The 23,742-nt window shown below is 69.5% G+C and carries 20 protein-coding genes and 3 pseudogenes; 14 read left to right on the top strand and 9 right to left on the bottom strand.

All coding sequences use genetic code 11. The features are described 5' to 3' along the window. Positions 1–158: 158 nt before the first annotated feature. From ACZ67Q_RS37730 to ACZ67Q_RS37710, 5 genes are all read left to right on the top strand, one after another. The gene (locus ACZ67Q_RS37730) at positions 159–5,057 is read left to right on the top strand and encodes a DNA repair ATPase (protein WP_471191624.1); all 4,899 of its coding nucleotides are present in this window, start codon (positions 159–161) and stop codon (positions 5,055–5,057) included. After that, positions 5,054–5,254, top strand: coding sequence for a hypothetical protein (locus ACZ67Q_RS37725; protein ID WP_471191622.1), 201 nt, complete (start codon positions 5,054–5,056; stop codon positions 5,252–5,254). The genes ACZ67Q_RS37730 and ACZ67Q_RS37725 overlap by 4 nt, the downstream gene beginning before the upstream one ends. 105 nt (positions 5,255–5,359) lie before the next feature. After that, positions 5,360–5,824 carry a CBS domain-containing protein gene (locus tag ACZ67Q_RS37720; RefSeq protein ID WP_471191619.1) on the top strand — a complete coding sequence of 155 codons (465 nt, stop codon included), beginning with the start codon at positions 5,360–5,362 and terminating at the stop codon, positions 5,822–5,824. A gap of 164 nt (positions 5,825–5,988) precedes the next feature. After that, a complete protein-coding gene (locus tag ACZ67Q_RS37715) occupies positions 5,989–7,260 on the top strand; it encodes a cation:proton antiporter (RefSeq protein ID WP_471191616.1) in 1,272 nt (423 codons plus the stop codon). Continuing rightward, entirely contained in the window at positions 7,257–8,555 is a 1,299-nt protein-coding gene (locus tag ACZ67Q_RS37710; RefSeq protein WP_471191613.1) for an ArsB/NhaD family transporter, read from the top strand. The genes ACZ67Q_RS37715 and ACZ67Q_RS37710 overlap by 4 nt, the downstream gene beginning before the upstream one ends. Before the next feature lie 754 nt (positions 8,556–9,309). Here ACZ67Q_RS37710 and ACZ67Q_RS37705 read toward each other — a convergent pair. After that, positions 9,310–10,707, bottom strand: coding sequence for an amino acid permease (locus tag ACZ67Q_RS37705; protein ID WP_471191610.1), 1,398 nt, complete (start codon positions 10,705–10,707; stop codon positions 9,310–9,312). 486 nt (positions 10,708–11,193) lie between these two features. Here ACZ67Q_RS37705 and ACZ67Q_RS37700 point away from each other — a divergent pair. Beyond that, positions 11,194–11,381 (top strand): annotated as a pseudogene (locus ACZ67Q_RS37700) (transposase); the annotation flags it as partial. Between the two features lie 590 nt (positions 11,382–11,971). Here ACZ67Q_RS37700 and ACZ67Q_RS37695 read toward each other — a convergent pair. Beyond that, positions 11,972–12,376 (bottom strand): hypothetical protein, encoded by a 405-nt coding sequence (locus tag ACZ67Q_RS37695; RefSeq protein ID WP_471191607.1) that lies wholly within the window; start codon positions 12,374–12,376, stop codon positions 11,972–11,974. 205 nt (positions 12,377–12,581) lie between these two features. Here ACZ67Q_RS37695 and ACZ67Q_RS37690 point away from each other — a divergent pair, with 205 nt between their 5' ends. Further along, positions 12,582–12,803, top strand: a complete 222-nt coding sequence (locus ACZ67Q_RS37690) for a hypothetical protein (protein WP_471191489.1) — start codon at positions 12,582–12,584, stop codon at positions 12,801–12,803. A 735-nt stretch (positions 12,804–13,538) separates the two neighbouring features. Here ACZ67Q_RS37690 and ACZ67Q_RS37685 read toward each other — a convergent pair. Continuing rightward, complete coding sequence (locus ACZ67Q_RS37685) at positions 13,539–13,727, bottom strand: hypothetical protein (protein ID WP_471191604.1); 189 nt, start codon at positions 13,725–13,727, stop codon at positions 13,539–13,541. A 141-nt stretch (positions 13,728–13,868) separates the two neighbouring features. Here ACZ67Q_RS37685 and ACZ67Q_RS37680 point away from each other — a divergent pair, with 141 nt between their 5' ends. Together ACZ67Q_RS37680 and ACZ67Q_RS37675 are read left to right on the top strand one after the other, a co-directional pair. Next, positions 13,869–15,470, top strand: a complete 1,602-nt coding sequence (locus ACZ67Q_RS37680) for an ISL3 family transposase (protein WP_471191601.1) — start codon at positions 13,869–13,871, stop codon at positions 15,468–15,470. A gap of 42 nt (positions 15,471–15,512) precedes the next feature. Next, positions 15,513–16,100: an SMI1/KNR4 family protein gene (locus ACZ67Q_RS37675; RefSeq protein WP_471191597.1), complete on the top strand. Its 588-nt coding sequence runs from the start codon at positions 15,513–15,515 to the stop codon at positions 16,098–16,100. 242 nt (positions 16,101–16,342) lie between these two features. On the opposite strand, the gene ACZ67Q_RS37670 is transcribed toward ACZ67Q_RS37675, so the two are convergent. Beyond that, positions 16,343–16,612: a hypothetical protein gene (locus tag ACZ67Q_RS37670; protein ID WP_471191594.1), complete on the bottom strand. Its 270-nt coding sequence runs from the start codon at positions 16,610–16,612 to the stop codon at positions 16,343–16,345. 618 nt (positions 16,613–17,230) lie between these two features. Here ACZ67Q_RS37670 and ACZ67Q_RS37665 point away from each other — a divergent pair. Both ACZ67Q_RS37665 and ACZ67Q_RS37660 read left to right on the top strand, forming a co-directional pair. Then, complete coding sequence (locus ACZ67Q_RS37665; protein ID WP_471191591.1) at positions 17,231–17,461, top strand: hypothetical protein; 231 nt, start codon at positions 17,231–17,233, stop codon at positions 17,459–17,461. Positions 17,462–17,622: 161 nt separating this feature from the next. Beyond that, positions 17,623–17,991, top strand: a pseudogene (locus ACZ67Q_RS37660) (RRQRL motif-containing zinc-binding protein); the annotation flags it as partial. A gap of 80 nt (positions 17,992–18,071) precedes the next feature. Here ACZ67Q_RS37660 and ACZ67Q_RS37655 read toward each other — a convergent pair. The 4 genes from ACZ67Q_RS37655 to ACZ67Q_RS37640 form a co-directional block, all read right to left on the bottom strand. Continuing rightward, positions 18,072–18,503, bottom strand: a complete 432-nt coding sequence (locus tag ACZ67Q_RS37655; RefSeq protein ID WP_471191589.1) for a DUF5958 family protein — start codon at positions 18,501–18,503, stop codon at positions 18,072–18,074. 140 nt (positions 18,504–18,643) lie between these two features. Next, a complete protein-coding gene (locus ACZ67Q_RS37650) occupies positions 18,644–19,426 on the bottom strand; it encodes a hypothetical protein (RefSeq protein ID WP_471191587.1) in 783 nt (260 codons plus the stop codon). A 381-nt stretch (positions 19,427–19,807) separates the two neighbouring features. Further along, positions 19,808–20,002, bottom strand: coding sequence for a hypothetical protein (locus ACZ67Q_RS37645; RefSeq protein WP_231406699.1), 195 nt, complete (start codon positions 20,000–20,002; stop codon positions 19,808–19,810). A 111-nt stretch (positions 20,003–20,113) separates the two neighbouring features. Next, the gene (locus ACZ67Q_RS37640) at positions 20,114–20,602 is read right to left on the bottom strand and encodes a DUF4265 domain-containing protein (RefSeq protein WP_360029922.1); all 489 of its coding nucleotides are present in this window, start codon (positions 20,600–20,602) and stop codon (positions 20,114–20,116) included. Between ACZ67Q_RS37640 and ACZ67Q_RS37635 the strand changes: the two genes are divergently transcribed. From ACZ67Q_RS37635 to ACZ67Q_RS37625, 3 genes are all read left to right on the top strand, one after another. Further along, the gene (locus ACZ67Q_RS37635; RefSeq protein ID WP_471191583.1) at positions 20,592–20,879 is read left to right on the top strand and encodes a hypothetical protein; all 288 of its coding nucleotides are present in this window, start codon (positions 20,592–20,594) and stop codon (positions 20,877–20,879) included. The genes ACZ67Q_RS37640 and ACZ67Q_RS37635 overlap by 11 nt on opposite strands. 1,014 nt (positions 20,880–21,893) lie before the next feature. Then, positions 21,894–22,127, top strand: a complete 234-nt coding sequence (locus tag ACZ67Q_RS37630) for a hypothetical protein (RefSeq protein WP_471191580.1) — start codon at positions 21,894–21,896, stop codon at positions 22,125–22,127. Beyond that, on the top strand, positions 22,127–22,387 hold the full coding sequence (locus ACZ67Q_RS37625; RefSeq protein WP_471191577.1) for a hypothetical protein: 261 nt from the start codon (positions 22,127–22,129) through the stop codon (positions 22,385–22,387). Before ACZ67Q_RS37630 ends, ACZ67Q_RS37625 begins: the two co-directional genes overlap by 1 nt. A gap of 176 nt (positions 22,388–22,563) precedes the next feature. On the opposite strand, the pseudogene ACZ67Q_RS37620 reads toward ACZ67Q_RS37625, so the two are convergent. Further along, positions 22,564–23,354 (bottom strand): annotated as a pseudogene (locus ACZ67Q_RS37620) (IS5 family transposase). Between the last annotated feature and the right edge of the window lie 388 nt (positions 23,355–23,742).

The raw sequence follows: 23,742 nt of genomic DNA, 5'->3' as shown, positions 1-23,742 counted from the left end.
CCGGGCGGGGAACCGGCGGCGCCCCCCCGCCCCCCCCCCCCCCCCCCCCGGGCCCGGGGGGGGGGCCCCGGGCCGGGGGGGGGGGGGGGGCCCCCCCGGGGCCCCGCCCCCCCCCCCACCACCCTCGTCCGTCACCTCCTCGAAGGGATGAACCGTCCATGGCCACCGCCCTGGAGACCGGTGCGTACGACGCCGTCGACGCAGGCACCTACGAGGTGCTGCGCGACCGGCTCGCCGCGCAGGCCGGCGAACTCGCCCGGCGTGCCGAACACCTCAACGCCCGCCGCGTCGAGGAGTTCGGGACGGCACGGCTGGAGCTGGCCGGTACCCGGCACCTGCGGACGGAGCACGCGTGTGTGCCGCGTGACGTCGTGGCCGTCGGGGACGTCCTGCTCGTCGGCGCCACCGACCGGCCCGGCCCGCGCCCGCAGACGGCGGTCGCCGACGTGTTCACCCTCTATGACCGCGACCTGAACCCGCTGCCCGAGACGGCGGTACCGGGCCTGCTGGACGACCCGGCCTTCGAACGGGAATTCGCGGATCTGCACCGCTACTACCGGCAGGCCCGCCTGCTGCGGCTGCGCCGGATCGACGGCAGGCTACTGGCGGTCTTCCGCACCGGCGAGAAGGCCGACGACATCCGCGTGCTGCGCTGGGCCCCGGACGAGGCCGACCGGCCGGCGTTCCTGGACGCGCGCGGAGAACGCGACGACACCTTCCCGGCCTCCCACGACTTCACCTGGACCGAGGCGACCCGCGAGGACCACGTCCTGGGCCGCCACCCGCATGTCTCCGTCAGGGGAGAGCTGTACGTCGCCACCACCGGCGGCGCGCTCACCGTCAAGCTGGAGAACGACACCGAGACGGGCGAGGGCGTCTACAGCGAGCCGGTGGACGAGCCGCTGCAGGCGCTCGCCGACGCGGACATCGCGCACGCGCGCGTGGGCGCCCTGGTCCTGCTGCGCGTGCGGCCGTACAAGGAAGACGCCCACCGCTACCTGGTGTTCAACACCCTCACCAAGGCGGTCGTCCGCCTGGACGGGATCGGGCAGGCGTGCCGCCGCCTGCCCGACGACCAGGGCATCGTGTTTCCCGGGGGCTACTGCCTGGCCACGGGCGCCCACAAGTCGTACGGACTCGACGCGGCGGGCTTGGAGTTCGAGCGGGAGATCCCATCACCCAACGGTGAGGACGTGCTGTACGCGTTCCACGCGCGCGGGGAGAGCCGCGGTCTGCTGCTGTCGTACAACACCATCCGCAAGGAGATGGCGAACCCGCTGCCCTGCCGCGGCTGGGCCCTGTTCGACGACGGCACGTTCGCGGTGCTGCGCGCCGACGGCGAGGAGCCGGCGCAGGTCCATCCGGTGCAGCTGTGGCACTCGCCCTACGTCTCCGACGCCCACACCGCCACCGCCCCGGCCGGGAGCGGCGCGCTGGGGCGCGTGGGCAACGCCGACCTCGTGCGCGGCATCTCCGCCTGCCTGTCCGTGGCGGGCCTGGTCCGGGAGGGCATCACCACCAGCGAGGGCTACCGGGCGCTCGCCGCCGCCTGTGTGCGTGCCGCCGACGCCCACCACTGGCTGGCCGAGGCCGACCTAGGCGACCTGCTGGGTGCCCTGGAGGCGGTGCGCGGGACGGCCGAGCAGGTGCTGGCCGAGTTCGAGACCGTGCAGGTGCTGACCCGGCAGGCCACCGACGCTCTGGACCAGGCCGCCGAGCGGATCACGTCCGTCGTCCGCCGCCTGCGCGGTGAGGCACCGCGGGATGCCGCGGCCTGGGTGCGGGGACTGACCGAGCTGCGGCACGCCCACGGCCACCTGCTGACCCTCAAGGAGATGCGGTACGCGGACGGTGCCCGCATCGACGCCCTCGCCGCCGAGGCAGAGGCCGGTCTTGCCGCCCTCGGGCAGCGGGCCGTGGTTTTCCTGGCCCGCGAGGACGCATTCGCCGGCCAGCAGAGGGACGTTGAACGGCTGGTCGCCGACGCCGAGGCCATCACCACCGTCGCCGAGGCGGCTCCCGTGGCTGCCCAGCTGGACGAACTCGGCGACGCTCTCCGGACGGTCACGGACGTCGTCGCCGCTCTGGACATGGGTGACGCCACCGTCCGTACGTCCATCCTGGGACGCATCGCCGGAGCACTGGCCGGCGTCAACCGGGCCCGCGCCACCCTCGACGCCCGCCGCCGCGCGCTCGCCGACCGGGAGGGCCGCGCCGAGTTCGCCGCCGAAAGCGCGCTGCTCGGGCAGGCCGTCACCGCGGCCCTCGCGGTCGCCGACACCCCGCAGGCATGCGACGACCAGCTCGCCGGGCTTCTGGCCCGGCTGGAGGACCTGGAGCCCCGCTTCTCGGAGTCCGACGACTTCCTCGGTGCGCTCGCCGACAAGCGCACCGAAATCTACGATGCCCTCACCGCCCGCAAGCAGGCGCTCTGCGACGCCCGCGCCCACCGCGCCGAACAACTCGCCGCCTCGGCCGGCCGCGTCCTGGAGACGATCACCCGGCGCTGCGCCGGCCTCGCCGACGCCGACGCGATCGCCACCTACTTCGCCTCCGACCCGATGGCGGCCAAGGTCCGCCGTACCGTCGACGACCTGCGCGGCCTCGGTGAGAGCGTGCGGGCCGAGGAACTCGAAGGCCGCCTGAAGTCCGCCCGCCAGGAAGCCGTCCGCGCCCTGCGCGACCGCACCGACCTGTACGCCGACGACGGCCGCACCCTCCGCCTCGGCACACACCGTTTCGCCGTCAACACCCAACCCCTCGACCTGACCCTCGACCCCCACGGCGACAGCCTCGCCTTCGCCGTCACCGGCACCGACTACCGCGCCCCGGTCACCGACCCCGACTTCGCGGCCACGCGCGCGCACTGGCACCGCACCCTGCCCTCGGAGTCACCGGAGGTCTACCGCGCCGAACACCTGGCCGCCCGCCTGCTGCGCGAACACGGACCCGCCGCCCTCGCGGCGGCAGAAGACCTCCCGGCCCTGGTGCGCACATCGGCGCAGGAGGCGTACGACGAGGGCTACGAGACCGGCGTCCACGACCACGACGCGACACTCATCCTCACCACGCTCCTGCCCCTCCACGAATGCGCCGGGGCTCTGCGCCACGAACCCGCCGCCCGCGCCGCCGCCCACCTCTTCTGGACCCACGGCACCACCCCCGGGGCGCGCCAGACATGGACCCGGCGCGCACTCTCGCTGGCCCGCGCCCGGGACACGTTCGGTCTGGCGCCCGCGATCGCGGATCTGGAGCGTGAGCTGGCGGAAGAGATCGGCGGGGAGTACGCCGGGGCCGCCGCCTCCTACCTCTTCGAGGAGCTGACGACCGCCCCCGACGGCTTCGTCCTCAGCGCGAGCACCCGTACCCTGCTGGACAAGTTCCGCCGCTCGGCCGGCACGAGCGCCTACGCCGACGACCTGACCACGCTCGACGACCTCCCGGCCCGCCGCCAGCTGGCCGAGGCGTGGCTGTCCTCGTACGCGGCAGCCACCGGCACGGATCTCGCCCCGGGCGACCTGGCCGAGGCCGTGGCGGCCGAGCTGTGCCCTGACCTGCCACGCTACGACGGCGACGCTCCCCTCACTGCGACGGCCGAGGGCCTGCTGGGCACCCACCCGCGCATCCCCGCGCGCCGACTGCCCCTGCGCCTGGACGAGTTCCTCGCCCGAACGGCACGCTTCGCGGAGCGGGACGTACCCGCCCACCGCGCCTACCAGCAGCGGCGCACCGCCCTGGTGACCGCCGAACGCGCCCGCCTGCGCCTGGACGACCACCGCCCGCGCGTCATGTCCTCCTTCGTACGCAACCGGCTCGTGGACGAGGTCTACCTGCCGCTCATCGGCGACAGCCTGGCCAAGCAACTGGGCACCACAGGCGACACCAAGCGCACCGACACCGGCGGCCTGCTGCTGCTTCTCTCCCCGCCCGGCTACGGCAAGACGACCCTCATGGAGTACGTCGCCGACCGCCTCGGCCTGATGCTGGTGAAGGTCAGCGGCCCGGCACTCGGCCACGCGGTCACCTCACTCGACCCCGCCGAGGCCCCGAACGCCACCGCCCGCCAGGAGGTCGAGAAGATCAACTTCTCGCTGGAGGCGGGCAACAACACCCTCCTCTACCTGGACGACATCCAGCACACCTCACCCGAACTGCTCCAGAAGTTCATCCCGCTGTGCGACGCCACACGCCGCATCGACGGCGTCCGCGACGGCGAACCGCGCACCTACGACCTGCGCGGCAAGAGGTTCGCCGTCTGCATGGCCGGCAACCCCTACACCGAGTCCGGCAGCCGCTTCCGGGTGCCGGACATGCTCGCCAACCGCGCCGACGTGTGGAACCTCGGCGACGTCCTGACCGGCAAGCAGGACGCCTTCCGTGTGAGCTTCATCGAGAACGCGCTCACCTCGAACCCGGTCCTCGCTCCGCTCGCCGGCCGCGACCGCGCCGACCTCCACCTGTTGCTCCGCCTCACCGAGGGCGATCCGACCGCCGGAGCCGACAGACTGAACCACCCGTACGCGTCCGCCGAACTGGAGCGGATCCTGGCGGTCCTGCGGCACCTGCTGACCGCCCGGGAGACGCTCCTGGCGGTCAACGCGGCCTACATCGCCTCGGCGGCCCAGTCGGACGCGACCCGTACCGAACCGCCCTTCCAGCTCCAAGGCTCCTACCGCAACATGAACAAGATCGCCCAGCGGGTCCAGCCGGTCATGAACGACACGGAGCTGGCGGCCCTGATCGACGACCATTACCGAGCCGAGGCCCAAACCCTGACGACAGGTGCCGAGGCCAACCTGCTGAAGCTGGCCGAGCTGCGCGGCACGCTCACCGCCGATCAGGCAGCCCGCTGGGCAGAGGTGAAGGCGGCGTACGTCCGCACGCAGACTCTCGGCGGCTCCGAGGAGGACCCGCTCGTCCGCGCCGTCGCCGCCCTCGGCCTCCTCGCCGACCGCGTGGCCGCCGTCGAGGCGGCCATCACCCGCGCCACCGATCCCCAGATGGTGCTCGCCCATCCGCAGGGGCGGCACGCCGCCGGACATCTGGAGCAGCCGTGACGCCGTTCCTCATTCCGCTGGGCGTCGCCCTGCTGATCGTGGCGGTCAGCAGCGCCGTTCTGGCCCGCCGCGACCGGCGCCGCATGGCGGCGAGTACGGACAGTTTTCGCATCGAGGCGGCCGCCACGCGCGGTGTCCGCGAGGCCCGGCGCAGGGCGCACGCTTACCGCAACGCCTTCCTGCGCGAGCGGGAGTGAGGAGGAGTCCTCGACAGACGGCGCTGTGCGAGCAGCCCGGCTGTATCGTGCCCGTACCGCGTACCGTCCCTCGGGCGACGTCCCCATCGGGACCCGCCACCGGTTGTGCGAGCGCGTGACTTGGCGGTGGCGTACGAGACGGTCGGCCTCGACAGCGACGCCCTGGACGCCGCGCGGCAGATGGTTGAACACCGGCTGCCCGCGCTGCTGGTCGTGGACGAGCTGGGCGCGCCCAAAGCGATCCTGCCCGCATCCCAGATGGTCAAGGTTCTGGTCCCTGAGTACGTCATCGAGGACCCGACCCTGGCGGCGGTCGTCGACGAGCGCCACGCCGACCGGCTCTGCGAGGCACTGGCCGGCCGCAAGGTGCGCGACTGCCTGTCGAAGAAGACCCCGGCCCCGGTAGTCGCCGCGCCCGACGACACCGCGCTGGAAGTCGCCGCACAGATGGCTCAGGTGCGCAGCCCGCTGGTGGCAGTGGTGGCCCAGGACGCCTCCGGCCCCCGCCTGCTCGGCGTCATCACCGCCTCGCACCTGCTGGAACGCCTGCTCGCCGTGACCACCGAGTGAGCCGGAGCGAGGATCGTTGCCGGAGACCGGCAACAAAGCATGTCCCCACGTTCCCGCGGCCAGCCTATTAGAGACGCGTCAAGGACATGTAAAGTTCCCTGCGGTGTGCCGGGAAGCCTGGTCGGCGAAATGAGGAGAACTCTCTTTCCGATCGGGGACCCGTCATGGTGCTGGTTGTGGTGTTCGGCGTCGCGCTGCTGGTAGCGGTGCTGTTGTCGGGCCTGGCGGCCCGAACCGTGCTCTCCACGTCCTTCCTCTTCCTGGTCGGCGGAGCGCTGGTCAGCGACGGCTTCCTCGGGCTGATCCACATCACGCCGGACAGCGAGATCGTGTCCGTGACGGCCGATCTGGCTCTGTTCGCGGTGCTTTTCAGCGACGGCATGCACGTGTCGTTCGCCAAGCTCCGGGCGAACTGGCGCAACCCGGCACGCGCGCTGGGCCTCGGCATGCCGCTGGCGTTCGTGTTCATGGCGCTGGTGACCCACTTCCTGGTGGGCCTTGACTGGACGACGTCCTTCCTGGTGGGCGCGGTGCTGGCGCCGACGGACCCGGTGTTCGCCTCGGCGATCGTGGGCCGCAAGCAGGTGCCGGCCAAGCTGCGCGAGCTGCTGAACGTGGAGAGTGGGGTCAACGATGGTCTCGCCCTGCCGGTGGTGCTGCTGCTGATCGCGGCGGCGGGACCCGCCGCCGGTCACGTGGAGGAGGCGTCGTTCGGGAAGATCGCCCTGGAGCTGCTGCTGGGCCTCGTGTTCGGTGTGGTGCTGCCGCTGATCGTCAACGGGCTGGTGCGGTTCCGGTTGTTGGGCGCCGAGCCCAAGCTTCAGCCGCTGCTGCCGCTGGCCACCGGGATCATCCTGTACGCCACCTGCCACCTCACCCACGCCAACCCCTACCTCGGGGCGTTCTCGGCCGGAGCAGTATTGGCCGCGGTGTCCCCCGAGGCGAAGGAGGCGTTCGAACCGCTCGGTGAGGCGCTGGCGGAGCTGGCGAAGTTCGCGGCGCTGCTGGTCTTCGGCGCGCTGCTGACCCCGGCACTCTTCGGCGGTCTGTCACTGGGCGGGTATGCAGCGGTGGTGCTGGCCATCGTGCTGATCCGGCCCGCCTCGCTGCTGATCTCGCTGGTCGGGACCAAGTTCAGCCGGCGTGAGAAGCTCACGGCGGCCTGGTTCGGGCCCAAGGGATTCGCCTCGGTCGTCTACGGGCTGCTGGTCCTCCAGTCCGGCATCCCGCAGGCCAAGGAGGCGTACACATTGATCGCGGTGTGCATCGCCTTCTCGATCATCGCCCACAGCTCCACCGACGTACCGATCGCCCGCATGTTCGACGTGGAGGACCTCGTCGGCATCCCGGACGACGACCAAGACGACGACCATGACCGTGCCCTGGCGCCGAGCAGACCGACCGGACCGACTGAGCGACCGACCGGAGGACCGTGAACGACTGGCACAGCTGGGCGGCGATCGTCGTTTTCGTCGGCGCCTACGCCCTGATCATCAGCGAGAAGATCCACCGCGTCGCCGTCGCCCTCGGCGGCGCGGGCCTGATGCTGGCGATCGGCGCGACTGACGACGTCTCGGCGTTCTACTCCGAGGACTCCGGCATCGACTGGAACGTCATCTTCCTGCTCATGGGCATGATGATGATCGTCGGCGTGCTGAAGAAGACCGGCACGTTCGAGTACCTGGCCATCTGGGCGGTCAAGCGCGCCCGCGCCAGGCCCTTCCGGGTCATGGCGATGCTGGTTGTCATCACCGCGCTCGCCTCTGCCTTGCTCGACAACGTGACGACGGTCCTGCTGATCGCCCCGGTGACCCTGCTGGTGTGCGAACGCCTCGCCCTGCCCGCTGCGCCGTTCCTGATCGCCGAAGTGTTCGCCTCGAACATCGGCGGCACCGCAACCCTCGTCGGCGATCCGCCCAACATCATCATCGCCAGCCGGGCCGGCCTCACCTTCAACGACTTCCTCGTCCACCTCGCCCCCCTGGCTGCCGTGCTGGTCGCTGTTCTGCTGCTGCTGTGCCGGCTGATGTTCCGCAAGTCGTTCGTCTACGACGAGGAACGCGCCGCCGAGATCATGGCGCTGGAGGAGGGCGAGGCCATCAAGGACCGGCGCCTGCTGCTCCAGGGGTTGATCGTGCTGACCCTGGTGGTGGCCGGCTTCGTCCTGCATCCGGTCCTGCACTACGAGCCCAGCATCGTCGCCCTCCTCGGTGCCGGACTGCTGGTCGCCCTGTCGGCAGTGGAGACCCACGACGTGCTCGCCGAGGTCGAGTGGCCCACCCTGGCATTCTTCGCCGGCCTGTTCATCATGATCGGCGGCCTTATCGACACCGGCGTCGTCGGCGAGATCTCCTCGCAGCTGGCGAGGGCCATCGGGCACAGTGAGCTGGGCGGCTCGATCACGCTGCTCGGCGGATCGGCTGTGCTGTCCGGGATCGTCGACAACATCCCGTACGTCGCCACGATGGCCCCCATCACCAGCGATCTGGTCCACGACATGGGCGGGTCCTCCGGCCACGTCCTGTGGTGGGCGCTCGCCTTGGGCGCCGACCTCGGCGGCAACGCCACCGCCATCGGCGCCAGCGCCAACGTCGTCGTCCTCGGCATCGCCGAACGAAACCGGCAGCCCATCTCCTTCTGGCAGTTCACCAAGTACGGCCTCGTCGTCACGGCCGCCACGGTGGCCATCGCCCTGGCCTACGTGTGGCTCCGCTACTTCGCCCTCGCCTGACAGCTCGGACGGACTGCGGCGGGTCCGCGCCCCACGGGATACTTCCGCCACCGTCTGCCCGTTCCCCCCGGTGCGCCGCGCCTCGTATCTCTCGCGCTTCCCGTCCTGCCGCTACGGGCGGCATCCGGGCCCGGGCCACCGGCGGGGATGGTGGCTGGCGTCAGAGTCCTGCCAAAACGTTTGCACGGTGACCGCTCAACCGCTTCCCTGGAGGGAACGGTCCCGACAGGGGAGCGCGCAAGAAGGCCATCGGGGAGCGCGAGGAGCTGAGTATTCGGTGAACGCCGCACATACCGTGGGGTTGATCGTCGCGGTCTGCCTGGTCGGATACCTCATCCTGGCGATCAAGTACCCAGGAAGGTTCTAACGATCTCGAGCACCCGATCGGCAGATCCAAGCCCAGAACGACCCGACCGGGGCTGAGTCACGCTCCACGCGCCCCGTGAGGGCGTGTCCGCTGCCGAGCCAGGCCGCCGTCCCGGTGACAGGCTGTTCACCAAAGGCCCGCGGCCCACGACCGCGGTGCCGTAGGCCCACCAGCAGGACGACGCCGATGCTCCGCCTGAATCACCTCGCCCGACCGGGAGTCGACGATCGGCTTAGGGTGGCTGTCGCGCAGCTCTTTGCTGAGTCGTCGATCTTGTTGTTGCCCGCGGCCTAAGGAGCGGTCAGCGGCCCCCGGGGATCTGACGTCCGGCGCCGTCGCTTCTCACGGCCACAGCAGCCAAGGTGTGCTGGATGGACCGTCGCCAGATCAGCCTGTCTCTGCCTGTGCCTCGACGTCCTCTATCCCCGTGGGCCGTCCGGCCCGGTTCCAGCGGATGTACAGGCCGCCGGCGATGAGAAGCGTGGCCACCATCGACAGCACCGGCCAGCCACGCAGCAGATTCACCACGAGGGTGAACGCGACCGCTGCCGCGGCGATCCCGTTGGCCCATGCCAGCGCGGTCTTGCTCTCGCTGCGGGCGAAGCGGGTCATGGCGAGCAGGCCGACCAGGAAGCTGACGAAGACGGCGACCGCATAGAAGAGGACGAGTTCCTGCTCCTGTCCTGCCGCCGCGACGATGATGACTGCGGCAGCCCCCAGGTAGACCACCACGGACCAGTACGGGGTGTGGTGGCGGTTGGTCCGGCCGAGCACCGGAGGCAGCACGCCAGGCTGCTCCGGGCTGCCGGAGAGGGCCTTCAGCAGCCCGGGTCCGGCCTGGAAGGAGGAACTTGCGGCGGCGAGCAGCAGCAGCGAACTGGTGAGCTGGAAGGCGCCGTAGAGCCAGCCGGGCCCGGCTGCGGCGCGGGCGATGTCGGCGATCTGTGTCGAGTCGGCGCCCGGGACGCCGATGTGCAGCCGTACCGCCAGCACGGTCAGCGCCAGGGTGAGCCCGCCTACGATGACCACCAAGAGGGCCAGCGTGCCACGGCCGAAGCGTCGGCGGTGGGTGTCGCCGAGCTGGCCGAGCTGCGCGATCGCGGTGGATGGTGCTTCCACGCCAGTGGCCAGTGCCATGGCGACCGGGAAGGCGAGAATTACAGCGAGCAGGGCCGAGTGCCCAGGTCCGGCGGTCGGGGCCGCGGGGCCCGTGCCGTCGGGTGCCGCGAAGCCGAGGATCAGCACGGCCACGGATACCGCTACGAACGCCACGGTCATGACGGCGAACAGCAGCCGCCCGACGTGTCCGAACCAGGTCATCCCGGCCACCAGCAGGAGGAGCACCAGAGCAAGCGGTATGCGGACAGGAGCAAGTGCCGGGAAGAGAGCGATCACGGCGCTGGCCGCGGCGGAGATCGAGATGCCGATGGTCAAGACGAAGTCGACCACCAGCGCGCCGATGGGCAGGAATGTCCAGCGCGGTCCGAACGCCCGGGCCGCTGCCGCCGCCGCGCCGCCACCCTTGGGGAAGCGGCGCACCAAACCCCAGTAGTTGGCGGTGACCACGACGACCAGCCCCATCACCAGGCTCATCGTGGGCAGCAGCAACGCGAGGTTTCCGTTCAGTGCCCGCAGCGCAGCCTCGATCGCGTAGGCGACGGAGGACACCGGGTCGGCGATCACAGCGAAGGCGAACGCGAAGAAGAGAACGGAATGGCGCGGAGCGCGACCGCGCGGAGGGACGGGGAGCTCCGATGGAACGGCAGCTCGGCTGGTGGCAGGCACGCGAAGACCTCTCATTGGAGAATCAGGAGGGACCTCGCCGACCAGACTTCCCGGCACACCGCTGACGACACTACGTCAGGGCGCCGTCAGCGGACCATCAAGGAAGCGTCAATGCTGGTAGGGGCTGCGTGCTGCGCTCCCTCACATTACGGCGACATCGCTCCCCGCCGAGGCGCCGGCCGAAGAATCGGCAGGCCGACGGTAAGAGCGAGTTGGCGGTGATCCAGTCCTCAGCACATGCCTTCTGCACGGGCTCGCCGACTTGGGAGGGCATGGGGATGGGCTGACCGCACAGCGTACGGGGGAGGTCCTACGAGCGGTCGAAGTGCTGGCCGTCGCCCCGGACGAGAAACTCGCCGGGAAGCCGTGGTCAGGCCCGGCTCGAACGGCGGCTTCTCCATCGTGCGTGTGCGGGCCACGTGGCGGAAGGCGGGCAGCTGCTGGAAGACGCGGTTCAGCAGCTCTTCGGTCGGCTTCCCGAAGCAGGTGGAGGGGCGGCCGCGTGTGCCGGACCGGCAGGCCCTGTGCGGGATCCTGTTCGTCCTGCACACCGGCATCAGTGGGAGTGCCTGCCCCAGGAGCTCGGCTTCGGGTCGGGCATGGCGTGCTGGCGCCGCCTGGCGGCCAACGGGGCCGGTGTCTGGGACCAGCTCCACCAGGTACTGCTGAACAAGCAAGGGCAGGGCCGAGGAACCAGGGTTTTGGTCGATCAAACTTCGATGGCACGCACTCAAAGTTCGTTGTCACAGGACAAGGGAGGAAAGGCCGTGGACGACCCACCACGGACAGACGTCGCCGTGAAGCCGCGCTCTGGCCGCTATCACCTCGCCATGACCGCGAACGGGCAAGTCATCATGCACGGCTGACAGTCAACCGATCACACGCAGCAAGTTCACCCAGCTCGTGGGCGAGCAGGGACGGCCAGGCGTCCGCATCACCCTCACCGATGAACAGACCAGCACCTCGTTGACGACCTGGCCGGCTGACGCCTAGACCTCTGCCAAGCTGGGGATCATGGCCCACCGTCCGTACCCCCTGCGCGAGCGCGCCCGCCGGCAGATCGACCGCCACTTCGGCCCGGTCCCGAGCTGGTCGACACAGCGGCCGCGACCCCTGTGGCTGCCTGCTGCACCTGCTGCGCAGCAGGGGGCCGGTGTCTACCGGATCTCAACACGCTGACCCGCGAGCAGAGGCTGACGCGTCCGCCTCCCCACGCAGTTCATCCGGTCTGCGTCTCTTCATGTGACGCGGCTCCCGTCAGAAATCACCAGCGCATGCCGAAGGTGTCGAGCGCTGGGCGCTCAGCTAAGTCACGCGCGGCGCAGGCAGGTCTGCGGGATTGCCCGCCCGGCACGATCCGCCACAGGTGACCCGCGGCGCCGCACGCCCGGTAGGCAGGACCTCCGCCGGTGCGCCCGACGGCGACGATGCAGGAGCGCACCAGCTCGCCCAAGCGCAGGTAGTGGTGGACCGGCGTGCGCATCGTGGCGACCGGACCGTCGTATGGGCCTGGCCGGCGCACCGCCACACGCTCCACGGCGCGCCAGGTCGTCGCGCCCGGCCTTGCCGACGCGGCGGGCGCTGTCGTGGGAGCTGCCTCGGCGGCGGCCGGGGCGATCAGGGCAGCGAGCACTCCGGCTGCGAGCGTGGCTGTCGTCAGTCGTGTCATACCTGATCAACCCCCGGCGCATCGGTCGAGGCACGGATGATCACTCGCAGGTATGCGGTGCGGCGCGTAAGAGGGCGCAGGCCCCGGGGAATCGGCCATGCCCCGGGGCCCGCTGTATGGAGTTGCCCGTTCAACGACCCGATGCCGCACACGTCACCCATGGCGAGTGAGGACATCCGCCGGCATCACTCCCACCATGGCCGCCATGAGCGTCCCGCGGCCCGTGACCGTCGGCCCGCCCGACAGCGAGGGCGGCCGGCTGGTGCGCATTCACGGTGTGCCCGCCGGCCGGGCCTACGACCTCGGGGACCTGGTCGTGTTCCTCTACCGGGCAGGCTTGTGTGAAGGCCTGGCGGACGAGGATGAGATCGCGGCGTCCCCGCTCGTCGAGTGGCTCGGCGCAGGCCCCGACCACTGGCAGCCCTGACCCTCACCACACCCCGGGACGGACAACCAGGAGCACTGGTGCGCGGCGGCTGGGTGGCGGTGTTGCCGGTGACCGCAGGCTTCGCGGAACCTTCCGGCGGACCGTCGGGCGTTGCCACCCAGACCGCATTGCTCATATGGGCCTGGTTTTAGCCGATGACGATGCCCAGGAGCCCCAGCAGCACTCTTACGGGCTCGAGGAGTGACTCAAGGCCGATGCCCTGGGTGGGAAGAAGCATGTCGATACCTCTCGTTCGGGCCGTCGGATCGGCCGGAGGTACGGAGAACGACGCGCTGTATGGACAGACACGGCGGCCTGGGCCGGTGGGGTGGGCCGCCCGGCGTCTTCTCCTCGCAGTATCGGTTGGTGCCTGCAGGGGCTCGCTCGGCGGGCACTGGTGATATCGCGCGCAAGTGGAGGCCGGACCGGGCTTCGGCCTGCCGAGGACCCCTTGACGAGTTGGCCGGGCGATGCCTAGTGCTCTGCCAACCTGAGGATCACAGCTCACCGCACCTACCCGATGCGCGAGCGCGCCCGCCGGCAGATCGATCGCCACATCGGCCCCATCCCGCCATGGCCGACGGCGCGGCCTCGCCCCCTCGCGGAGGGCGTCCCACCTGCCGATCCCGTGTGGATCGGCACGGATCTCAACGCGCTGACTGGGCCTGCTCGCCCGCCTCTGCCGTGGCGGCCGCGGGGCCCGTTCTGCGGGGCCTGCGTGCTGCCGGGGGCTGGTCATTTCAGGGTCTGGAGGATGGCGATGGCGATGCCGGCGAAGATGCCGAAGGCGGTGAGTGCGATGCCGATGGGCTGGGCGAGGGTGGGCCGGCGGTGGACGGCGTAGCCGAGGCCGGTGGCCAGGCCGACGCCGACGACGACCAGGAGCAGCGCGACGGCCAGGACGAGCGCGACGATGACGGACATTGACTCTGTTCACGAGTATGGGTTCTGGCTCACTTTCCGTGGAGCTTGCACGCTGAGTGACGGTTGCCGGGTGAGTGGGGCCCTGGGGAAGTTGCCTAAAAATGGCCCGTACCGGATGGGGTGTGGCTGACAGTTCGGCCCGTGGAAGAAGTGGTGCTTCGGCTGGAGTCGTTACTGTTCCCGTCGATCGCAGACGTGGCGGTGCTGTCGGTCGACGTGAACGACGAGACGGTACGCATAGAGGCTCGAAGCACGGTGGCTGAGGCCGTCTGTCCCGAATGCGGAAGCTGGTCACGGCGGGTTCACAGTTCCTACCTGCGCTTTCCCGCGGATGTGCCCAGCGGTGGCAGACGGGTCGGTCTCTGTTTGCACGTCCGCAGATTCCTCTGTCCGGTCACATCGTGCGGGCAGCGGACCTTCGCCGAACAGCTGCCAGGGCTGACACGTCGGTACGGCCGGCGGACCGAGCGGCTGCGGTCGACGCTGGCCGCGGTCGGGCTCGCGCTCGCCGGCCGGGCCGGTGCCCGCTTGGCGAGCGTGATCGGCGTTTCGGTGAGCCGCAGCACGGTGCTGCGGCTGGTCGAAGCGTTGCCCGACCCCGAGGTTCCTGCCCCGCGGGTCGTCGGTGTCGATGAGTACGCGACCCGCAAAGGGCGTCACTACGGGACTGTCCTGGTCGACGTCGAAAGCCGGCGTCCAGTCGATTTGCTGCCCGACCGGGAGGCGTCCAGCCTGGCCGCTTGGCTCGTGAAACGGCCCGGGGTGGAGGTGGTCTGCCGCGATCGGGCACCGTTCTTCGCCGAAGGCGCCACGGCCGGGGCACCACAAGCGGTGCAGGTCGCGGACCGGTGGCATCTTTGGCACAACCTGAGCGCGGCCGCCGAGCGATGCGTCGCAGACCACCGCGGATGCCTGCAGGTCCTGGCGCCAGATTCAGCCCAGTCGGCCCCCGAGCAGAAGAAGCTCGGCTACTCCTCCGACTCGCCTTGGCCAAGGGGACACCGCTTCGCTGACCGCACCCGCGACAAGCACGCGGCCGTCCGCGAACTGCTGGCGGCCGGGCTCAGCCGGAGGGCGATCGGCCGCCAGCTCCGCATGACCTCCCGCACCGTCAAGCTCTTCGCAGACGCAGCCACCCCGGAGGACCTCTTCCGCGGGCAGTGGCAGGGGCGGCCATCCAAGCTGGACGCGTTCAAGCCCTACCTGGATGACCGCTGGAACCAGGGCTGCACCAACGCCTGGACGGTGTGGGAGGAGATCGTGCCACTCGGCTATCAGGGCAGCTACCAGCGCGTTCGCGCCTACTTCCGGGAGAAGCGGACCTCTCCCAACCCGATCACAGCTCGGCCACCGTCACCCCGCGTCGTCGCCGGCTGGATTCTCCGGCGCCCCGAGACCCTCCCAGAGATCGACCGCCTTCGACTCAGGGCCGTCCTGGTCCACTGCCCCGAACTCGACGCCCTCACCACTCATGTCCGGTCCTTCGCCCAGATGCTCACCGAGCGCCAGGGCGAACGGCTGGCGCAGTGGCTTGATGCCGTTCGGCGCGACGACCTCCCCAGCCTCCACACCCTCGCCGCCGGCATAGAACGTGACCGCGATGCCGTCATCGCCGGGCTCACCCTGCCCTGGAACTCCGGCGTGGTCGAGGGACACGTCAACCGGATCAAGATGCTCAAGCGCCAGATGTTCGGCCGGGCCGGCTTCGCTCTCCTGCGGAAGAGGGTTCTCCTGGCCATCTGACCACAGCCACTCGTAGGGTGACGGGGACGAGAGAAGAGCACGATGGATCCCCGCATACCCCGCCTGCGTCGCAAGCTGGCCGCGATCCCTTTCCAACCCCTGCGCAGTCACTCCTTCGGGGAAGAGGAACACGAGTTTCGCCTCGGTCCGAAGCTGGCGGAAGCGCGCGTCGCTGCGTTCGAAGCCGAGCACGACATCGTCGTGCCCGACGCCTATCGGCAGTTCCTCACGCAGATCGGCGGCTCAGGCGCGGCGCCGTTCTACGGCCTCATGCCGCTGGAACGATGTTCCCTGATGGTCATGAATCCGCGCGGAGAACCAGGGACGCCCCGCGGCTTCGGCGGCAGAGAACCCAAGGCCCACGGACGCGATCTCTTCCTCCACATCATCGAGATGGGCTGCACCGACGTATGCCTCATCGCGGTGACCGGTCCCCTCACCGGCCGCGTCCTCATCGGTAACAGCGACGGGTACTGGGGTCCCAACGTCTCCTCCGCCACCGACTTCCTCGACTGGTACGAACGCTGGCTCAACCACATGAGCGCCGGACGCGACAACCGGGCCCTGGAACTCACCTCGCCTCGGCTTCGTGCTCATCCAAACCGCCACCGCCTGGCTCCGAAGATCTGACTCTTCGTAATCACTCCACGGAAAGTGAGCCAGAACCCGAGTATGAGCAGCAGTTCATCAGTTCGGGAGACAGCGCTTCCCGCGGCAGACGGTGGCCTGACCTGCTGGTCCCCAATTCACGTCTTCCAGGCGGCTCCCCTTGGTGTCCCACCGTCGGCCCGTCGAGGCTCCGCAGCTCGGCGTTCGCGGCGTGCTCCCGCCTCGGCGTGCCGGCGCCGGCAGCAGGAAGCACGGATTCCGCGTTAGGAGTCTTTCGAGACGACCACGCGTTGCGTCGTGATTGATCGCAGGTTGAGGCCCTTCAGCGCCAGGATGGACGCCATTCCCCATGCGATGGTGGCGAGGCCGGCTGTTACCTGGCGGGCTGGCCCGGGCGTGCCGGACCACACCATGACGATGGTGGCGGCACCCCACATGACCCAGGTCAGCCGTGCGCCGAAGCCGCCGAAGAGGAAGCTCCAGCCCAGCAGCGCCGCCCCGCTGGCGACCCACAGCAGATGCAGGGTGTCCACGGGCAGCGGCAATCCGGCTGAGTCGACCAAGAGCACCAGGCGAAGGCCGCCGCTTACAAGGGAAGGAGCGGCGCGGAGCTCACAATTGACGGGGTCAAAGCAGACGTTGTCGCCCGTTGGATTGACCGCGATCGGATCATCGTTGAGCTTCGAGCGCCGTTCGAGACTGACTCACGGTTTTTGAGGCTTGATGTGGCAGGGAAGACCGCCAGCAGTAAGCGAGAAGACGGTTGGTTCCCTCAATCGCCAGAGATCGAGTTGCCGGTCGATGATCCGCTCGCCGACGTTACGGTCCGGGTGTCGATCGGTGGGAAGACCTGGAAGGAGGGAATGCGGGCGTATCACCGCACTGTCCGCCTGTCCCCTACCGGTGTTGCGTACGACGCCGAGACGAACCAGCAGCTTCCGTCTGACCTGTAGCTGCTCCACCCCGACCGATGGCCCGCACCCCGAGGCCGCTTCTTCAAGCACCTGGGTGCGGGCCATCGCCATGTCCGCAGCAGTGACGTCCGGCTGCTCCGCCCGGCCCTCATTTCCCCTGCACCCGCGGGGGAGCGAGGGCGGGACAGGCCAGCCGGCCATCCCCGCACACCCCCGCTTGAGAAGGAGATCGTCGTCTTGTCGAAGTCCCCGGCTGTCATAGGCGTTCTGACCGAGCCGCCCGCCCCGACGTGGTGGCGGGCCAACCGACACAAGGTGCTCGGCATGGCCGGCTTGCTGCTCGGCTACTGGATCGGCACCCACACCACCGGCTCCGCCGTACACCAGCCGGATACCCCGCGCCCGGGACACACCGCACCCGTCAGCCCGGGACCGAGCGGCACGCACACCCTCGGTCTCACCGCCTGACCTGCCCCACCCCCACCGCGCCCTGCTCGACCGCACGCGCGACGTCGGCGGGGCGCGGCGTTGTTCTGTCCTGCTGGGAGGAGATCCGTGCTCATGTCCCGACCGTCCCTCACTCGCGCCGGCGCCGTTCCGGCCGCACCAACATCGGCTGCGAGGCGGTGATGCGACAGGGCCCCCGCGCCCGGCGCTGCGCGCAGGAGCGGATTCCACGGGGAGGCCAGGGCCTTGCCGAGTTCGACCGCGGCGCCTGTCCCGGCCACCTGCTTACCCGCCGCCAGTTACGCGAGCGTGAGGTCAGCCCCGGCGGGCACGATCCCGTCGCGATCCTGCGGTGCAAGCGGTGCCGCAACCGGCCGCAGTGGACCTGCAATCACCCCGGCCGCGCCTGGCTGTACGACCTGCGCCTGGCCCGGCTCAAGCGGGTGCCCACGCTCGCTCAGGAGTGGGCGCTGGACCGCGCCATGGCCGCCCGGCAGACCTGCCCGCGCTGCCTGCGGCGGTACGTGTTCGTGCTGCCGCTCAAGACCATCGGCAGCTGCCTTCTCCGAACTACCAGGGGTGTCCCGTACTTGGGCGGTAACCAGCCCAGCCCGAGCTGGAACGGCCGATGCTACGGCCGCTCGGTCGCCGTCGGCAGGTTGTGCCATGCATGTCCGCAGGCGCCTTTGCAGTACCTCTCGCGGCGGCGAGTGTCCGCAACGGCGAACACGGAAACGAGGACGCGGAACGCCTTGACGTGTTCGGCGGAGGGCAGGCCCGCGAACCCGTAGCGGGGCGGGTCCATGCAGATCATGACCGAGGGGTTAGCCGTGGACTTCACACCAGACCGCGCCACCCCCGCACGGCCGTCCGCAGCTGTAATGCGCGCCTGCATCGCATAGCCAGCGACTTCCTGCAGAACCATCTGCTGGCCTGTCGGGGCGAGGTCGGAGAACCACCTCACACCAGCGTCCAACGTGCGGAGCCCCTGGGCGATCTCGTTGACGACCCGCTCGGTCTCGCGCCGGAAGGTCCGGCCGTCGTCGCTGCTCGGTTCAGTCATCGCTGGATGATTTCACGACGCTGATTCCGGGCGAGGGCCGGCTGTCGGCGTATACCCGAACGTGGCCAGTGAGGTACAGCGACACGCCCCCACCCTGAAGGTGGCCGTGCGCATGTCGGCAGCCAGGGTCGCCCGACTTCTCAGGCCCGCGGGGGTCCCAACCACCGTTCGGCGCGTGGGCGGGTCTTCCAGCCCACCAGATGGCGCACGGCTCCGGCGTCGTGCCGCTCCTCGGCCCGCGGGTCGGCCAGGGCGGCGAGTAGGTCGGCGATCGGCACCCTGCCGAGCAGCTCGCCGGGCACGCCCTCGTGGACGGGGTATCCGGAGCATCGGCCGCTACCGGATCCGTACCAGTCGAGCAGGGCCAGCACCCGCTCCACCGGGTCGGGGAACATCAGATGGAGTCGGTCTGTGAGTTCCGCGAGCAATTCGGGGGAGGGACTACCGCCAGTGCGGGTGAGGCCGAGGATCCGGCCGGCGAGTCCTTCCAGCCCGGCGGGCATCGCAGCCAACCAGTTGCGCTCCTCTTCGGTCCCTCTCTGTGCCCGTAGCCGGGCGGCCTCGAACTGCTGCATGGGGCCGGGCATGCCGTGCCCGTCCAGCCAGGCCAGGAGCAAGCGGCCGTCGGCGAGGACAGCGTCGCTCTCCCATGCCTCCCACCTCAGTGTCGCCCCGTGGTGCAGGACGACGACTGCAAGCCGCTCACCGCGCCGGTCGAACACCTCGAAGCGGACGTCCCCGAGGCACATGCAGTGGAACCCGGGCAGCGACTCCACGGCCATAGCCGTCCTGAGCTGGGCCGACTCCGCCGGATCGGAGAGATCCACCCGGATCTCCCCGCCGGCCCCGACCCCGTTCACCGAGCTGACCTGAACCACATGTGCCTGATGCAGCACGTCGTCCAGCGCTGTCGCCTCATCCATGAACCGATCCCTCCCTGCCCGGGCGGCAGATGCACAGGCGGCCCGATTCGACCGCAGCTTTCGACCGTCTCGCAACCCGGTTCCTACGCGCCCGCAGTTCAACGTGTGCGCCAACAAGCCGACGTCGCCGCACGACGGGGCCACGCCCCACCCTTGTCCGACCGCCCTGCCTGAGGCCGGCTGGCTATCCGGTTGGCCCCGGCCATGCGGTGGCCAGGCAGCCGAGGACGTTCGCTTGTATCGGGCTGAGGAGATAAGCCCGTACGCCGACACCGGCACCAGCACCCGACACAGCACGGGCGACCCCGGCCACCGTTGCCTCCGGCAATCAAGCAGGGAGCGAAGAGCAGCATTGGCCCATGTCACACAGATCCTCATCAGTCACGCAGGCTCCGGCGGGGTGGCCGCCGCAGTGGTGCGAGCAGCGATCTCCCGGAAGGTAGGGATTCCCAGGTCGACGGACTCCTGCTTCCGGGAGATCTGGGCGTCGAGTTGGGCTAGCTTCTCCTCGGCGTGGGTCAGGCTGCTCTGCAGCCCCTCGATCTCGCCGAGCCAGCCTTCCCTCTCGGCTTCCAAGATGCGTGCGAGGAGGTTGTCGCGGATTTCGACAAGCCTGGGACGTTCTGTCGCGTGGACGATCAGGGCGGGGCATCGGACGCAAGCTTCTCTGAACTTGCGGAGGTGACCTCAGTCTGAGTCCGTGGCATGCCACCCGGCGGTGACGCACCCTTCTTCCCAGTGCCACCATCCCTTGGCCTCGCCGTGTTCCAGCAGCTTGCGGATCCGGCGAAAGTCCGCGGACGGCGGGACATCCAGCGCGACCATCCTGAACTGCTCGATTCCCTCGCCCGTGGTGCCGAATCGATGGAAGGTCTCCAGCACGGTCTGCCGCGCAGCCTCTGACCCACCGTCCTTCAGCACGATTAGCCGAATGGTGCAGTTGTTCGAGGCCCGAACCGTCTCTCCGGCCCACCACAGGCCGTCCTCGTCGACCTGCACTCGGATGATGTCGTCGCTGGCGACTCCTCGGACGAACCACGGGGTGTTGTCGAGGCGGACGGTTCCATCGCCCAGGTCCACCGCCCACAGGCTTTCGACGCTTGCGGGCGGCCAGCCGTCCTCGTCCACCTCCAGCCGGAAGTGGAGCTTCACGTGGTCGTCGCTGATGTTGGTCACCGCGCCATCATTGCTGGCAGTCGGCAGGATCGGAAGCGTCAACATCACGAGCACGGATATGATCGGGAGACGGTGTTCCGAGGAAGACCGTCGGCGAGCTGCGGTCGTGCCGGGCGTTGAGCTGGGCGAGCTTGTCCTCGGCGCCGGCGAGGCTGACGCGGAGCCCTTCGACCTTGCCGAGCCAGCCTTCACGTTCGGCCTCGGCGATGCGAGCGATGAGGTTGTCCCGGACCTCCTCGAGGCGGGGGCGTTGCGCAGGGTCTGGCCTGAGGAGTGAACATCTGACACAAGCTTCTTTGAACTATCGGTAGCGGGTGCGGATTACGTCTCGTCGGGGCCGATTGCGGCGTTCAGCGTGCGCAGGGCGTCGTCGTATTGGCGACGGTCGAACTGGAACGGACCGAATGCCGTGTACTCGCGGGTCACGCGATGGGGTTGCTCAAAGGAGTGACAGGGGCGGACCTTCGCACAGCCGACATGCTGTGCACGGGCACGCTCGTCTCTCTGGACGGGAAAACGGTCGAGTGGATCCCAGATCACGGAGTCGGTCGTCGCAGTGATGCGGGCCCTCGGCCACCTCATCGACCAGGGTCTGGTCGACGGCCTGGTCTCGGCAGCGCGCGTCGTTCTTGACGATCAGCAGTTGGGCGAAGCCGCCTTCCTGCCTGGCGAGGAGGAGCAGGTCGACGCCGGGCAGCACCAGCGTGGAAGAGATTGCGAAGGCCCTACGTGGATTCTAATGGAGGTATCCTCGAATTCCTGGTCGCTCTCGGGCGCCGGGGCCTTGTGGCCATAGTCAAGATCGACGGCGAAAGACCCGAAGCCGATCAGCGGTGGACATTCGTCGTTACTGGCCAAGGTCTAGCGGACACCCCGGTCCGCGTCGACGCCAGTACCCCATCTGAAGGCCTGGAACAGACATTGCGGATCCTTCGAGACCGCGGCGTCGACCTCAGCTAACGGCGGGGTTTGGGCGAGGCAGGAGTGCCTGCCTCGCCCAACAAGCCACTGTTCACAGATCGCATTACCAGCCTCAAGGTCACGCCGCAAAATGCCCAGAAGGCCTGGAACATCCAGTTACGGGCCTTATGCGTGTCAGAACCTGGGTCCCAGGGTCCCGAGAACAGTGCTTTCCCTGGTGGCCACGGGACGGGCTGGAAGCTGGGCCCACCTGGCTTCGGGGTCCGCACCCTCGTACGAGCCGATTCGTCCGGAGTGGTCCCCAGGGCCCGGAGCGGCCGATACCGTTGGAGCAGACACCAGTTCTGCCCTCTGCCCTCTGGAGCCCTCGATGAGCGAACAGCCGGCCCCGGCCGACCACGCCCGTCAGCAGCTGGAGCCTGCGGCCGCCGACGCGGTCCGCGCGTACGCGGCCAAGACCCGCGAGAACGCCGACCAGCTCGCCGCCGTCCTGGAGGACATCGCCACCAACGGCCTGCCGTCGGTGGAGGACTGCGCGCCGTGGGAGGAGCTGCGCGAGGCTCACCTCGCACGGCTCGCCTCGCAGCGCCCGGCCGTCGCCTGATGGCCCCGCGCCGCGCCCGGATCGCCTTCTCCGGTACCGCTGCCAAGCAGCTGGAGAACGTCACCAGCGAGGCGGACATCCACGCCCTGGACCGCGCCCTCGTCGTCATCTCCGTCGACCCCGACGCCGGCGAGCCGATCCCCGGCGATACCGCCGGCCCCCAGCTGCGCCAGCACACCGATGACATCGAGCAGGTGCGGGTCCTGTACTTCGTCACCGCGCTGCGCACCGTCGTGGTCGTCGCCTACATCGAGGTCTAGCCCGCCCAGGCCCCGGTGCAGCACACCGGTCTTGCACCCTTGCACCCATCACCGCGCCGCCGGCCCGCCCGACGCTCACAGTCGACGGCGGCCACTTGCAACACGCGCTGCAACGCCAGGGGGTTAGTACAGGTAGTGCCCGCGTGTGGGTTGTAGATCTCTCCCTCTGAGAGCTCCTAACAAAGACGTCGGACGTGGCGGTGGGTGATCAGGCAGGTGGCGAGGCCGAGGAAGGCTTCGTGGATGTCGTCACGTCGCTCCCATCGAATCCGGAGGCGGCGAAAACCATGCAGCCAGGAGATGGTGCGTTCGACCACCCAGCGGAAGACGCCCAGTCCAGAGCCGTGCTCTTCGCCTCTTTCGGCGATGACCGGGCGGATGCCGCGCTGCCATAGCAGTCTGCGGTACTTGTCGTGGTCGTAGCCGCGGTCGGCAAGCAGGGCGTCGGGCCGGCGTCTGGGACGGCCGACGATGCCGGCGACTGCTGGGATCTTGTCGAGCAGGGGCAGGAGTTGGGTGACGTCGTTGCGGTTTCCGCCGGTCAGCGACACTGCGAGCGGGATGCCCTGGGCGTCGGTGACGACGTGGTGCTTGCTGCCCGGCCGAGCGCGGTCGACCGGGCTGGGTCCGCTTTTGGGCCCCGTCGAGCGGCCCGGACGTGGGAGGAGTCGATCACCGCCCGCGACCAGTCCAGCTTCTTTGCGGCCCGCAGCTTCCTCAGCAGCACGAGATGCAGTTCGTCCCACACGCCGGCCTCGTTCCAGGCAGCCAAGCGTCGCCAGCAGGTCATGCCCGAGCCGAAACCCAGCTACTGCGGCAGGTACTCCCACTGGATGCCGGTATGCAGCACGAACAGGATCCCGCACAACGCCTCCCGATCCGGGATTCGAGGTCTGCCTTCGACCAGCTTCGGACCCGGCTGAGGCAGCAACGGTTCGATGAGGGACCACAGTTCGTCCGAAACGATCCAGGACCGCGACTCACGTTTTCCCACGAGCGGACCAACGACCACTCAAGCCGAAAGTCACATGATCAACAGCTTCTGTTAGGGCCTCTAAGGCCAGGGGGGCCGGGCTGGGAGACACCGCCTCCCGCCCCGGCGCAGTGCGCGACTGGTCGCTGCGACGGCGCCGTCGTACTCCATCAGTCGCCAGGCGGGCGGTGCGACAGAATGAGTCATTGCGCGTTGCTCTGCGGTGCTGGCCCGGTGGATGTGGTTGATCGGCTTGTGTCGCAGCTCAGGCACTGTGATGCACACGTGGTCGAGGGGTTCGGTCGCTCGTGGTGGGACGCGCGAGTCTCGGTCATCCTCGCCGAGCTCAGGCCATGAACAGGAATCGAACACTTATCGTGTG

This window comes from Streptomyces sp. NPDC036813, assembly GCF_055609245.1.
The sequence above is the reverse complement of the archived record's forward strand: the minus strand, read 5'-3'. Positions and strand labels throughout refer to the sequence as shown.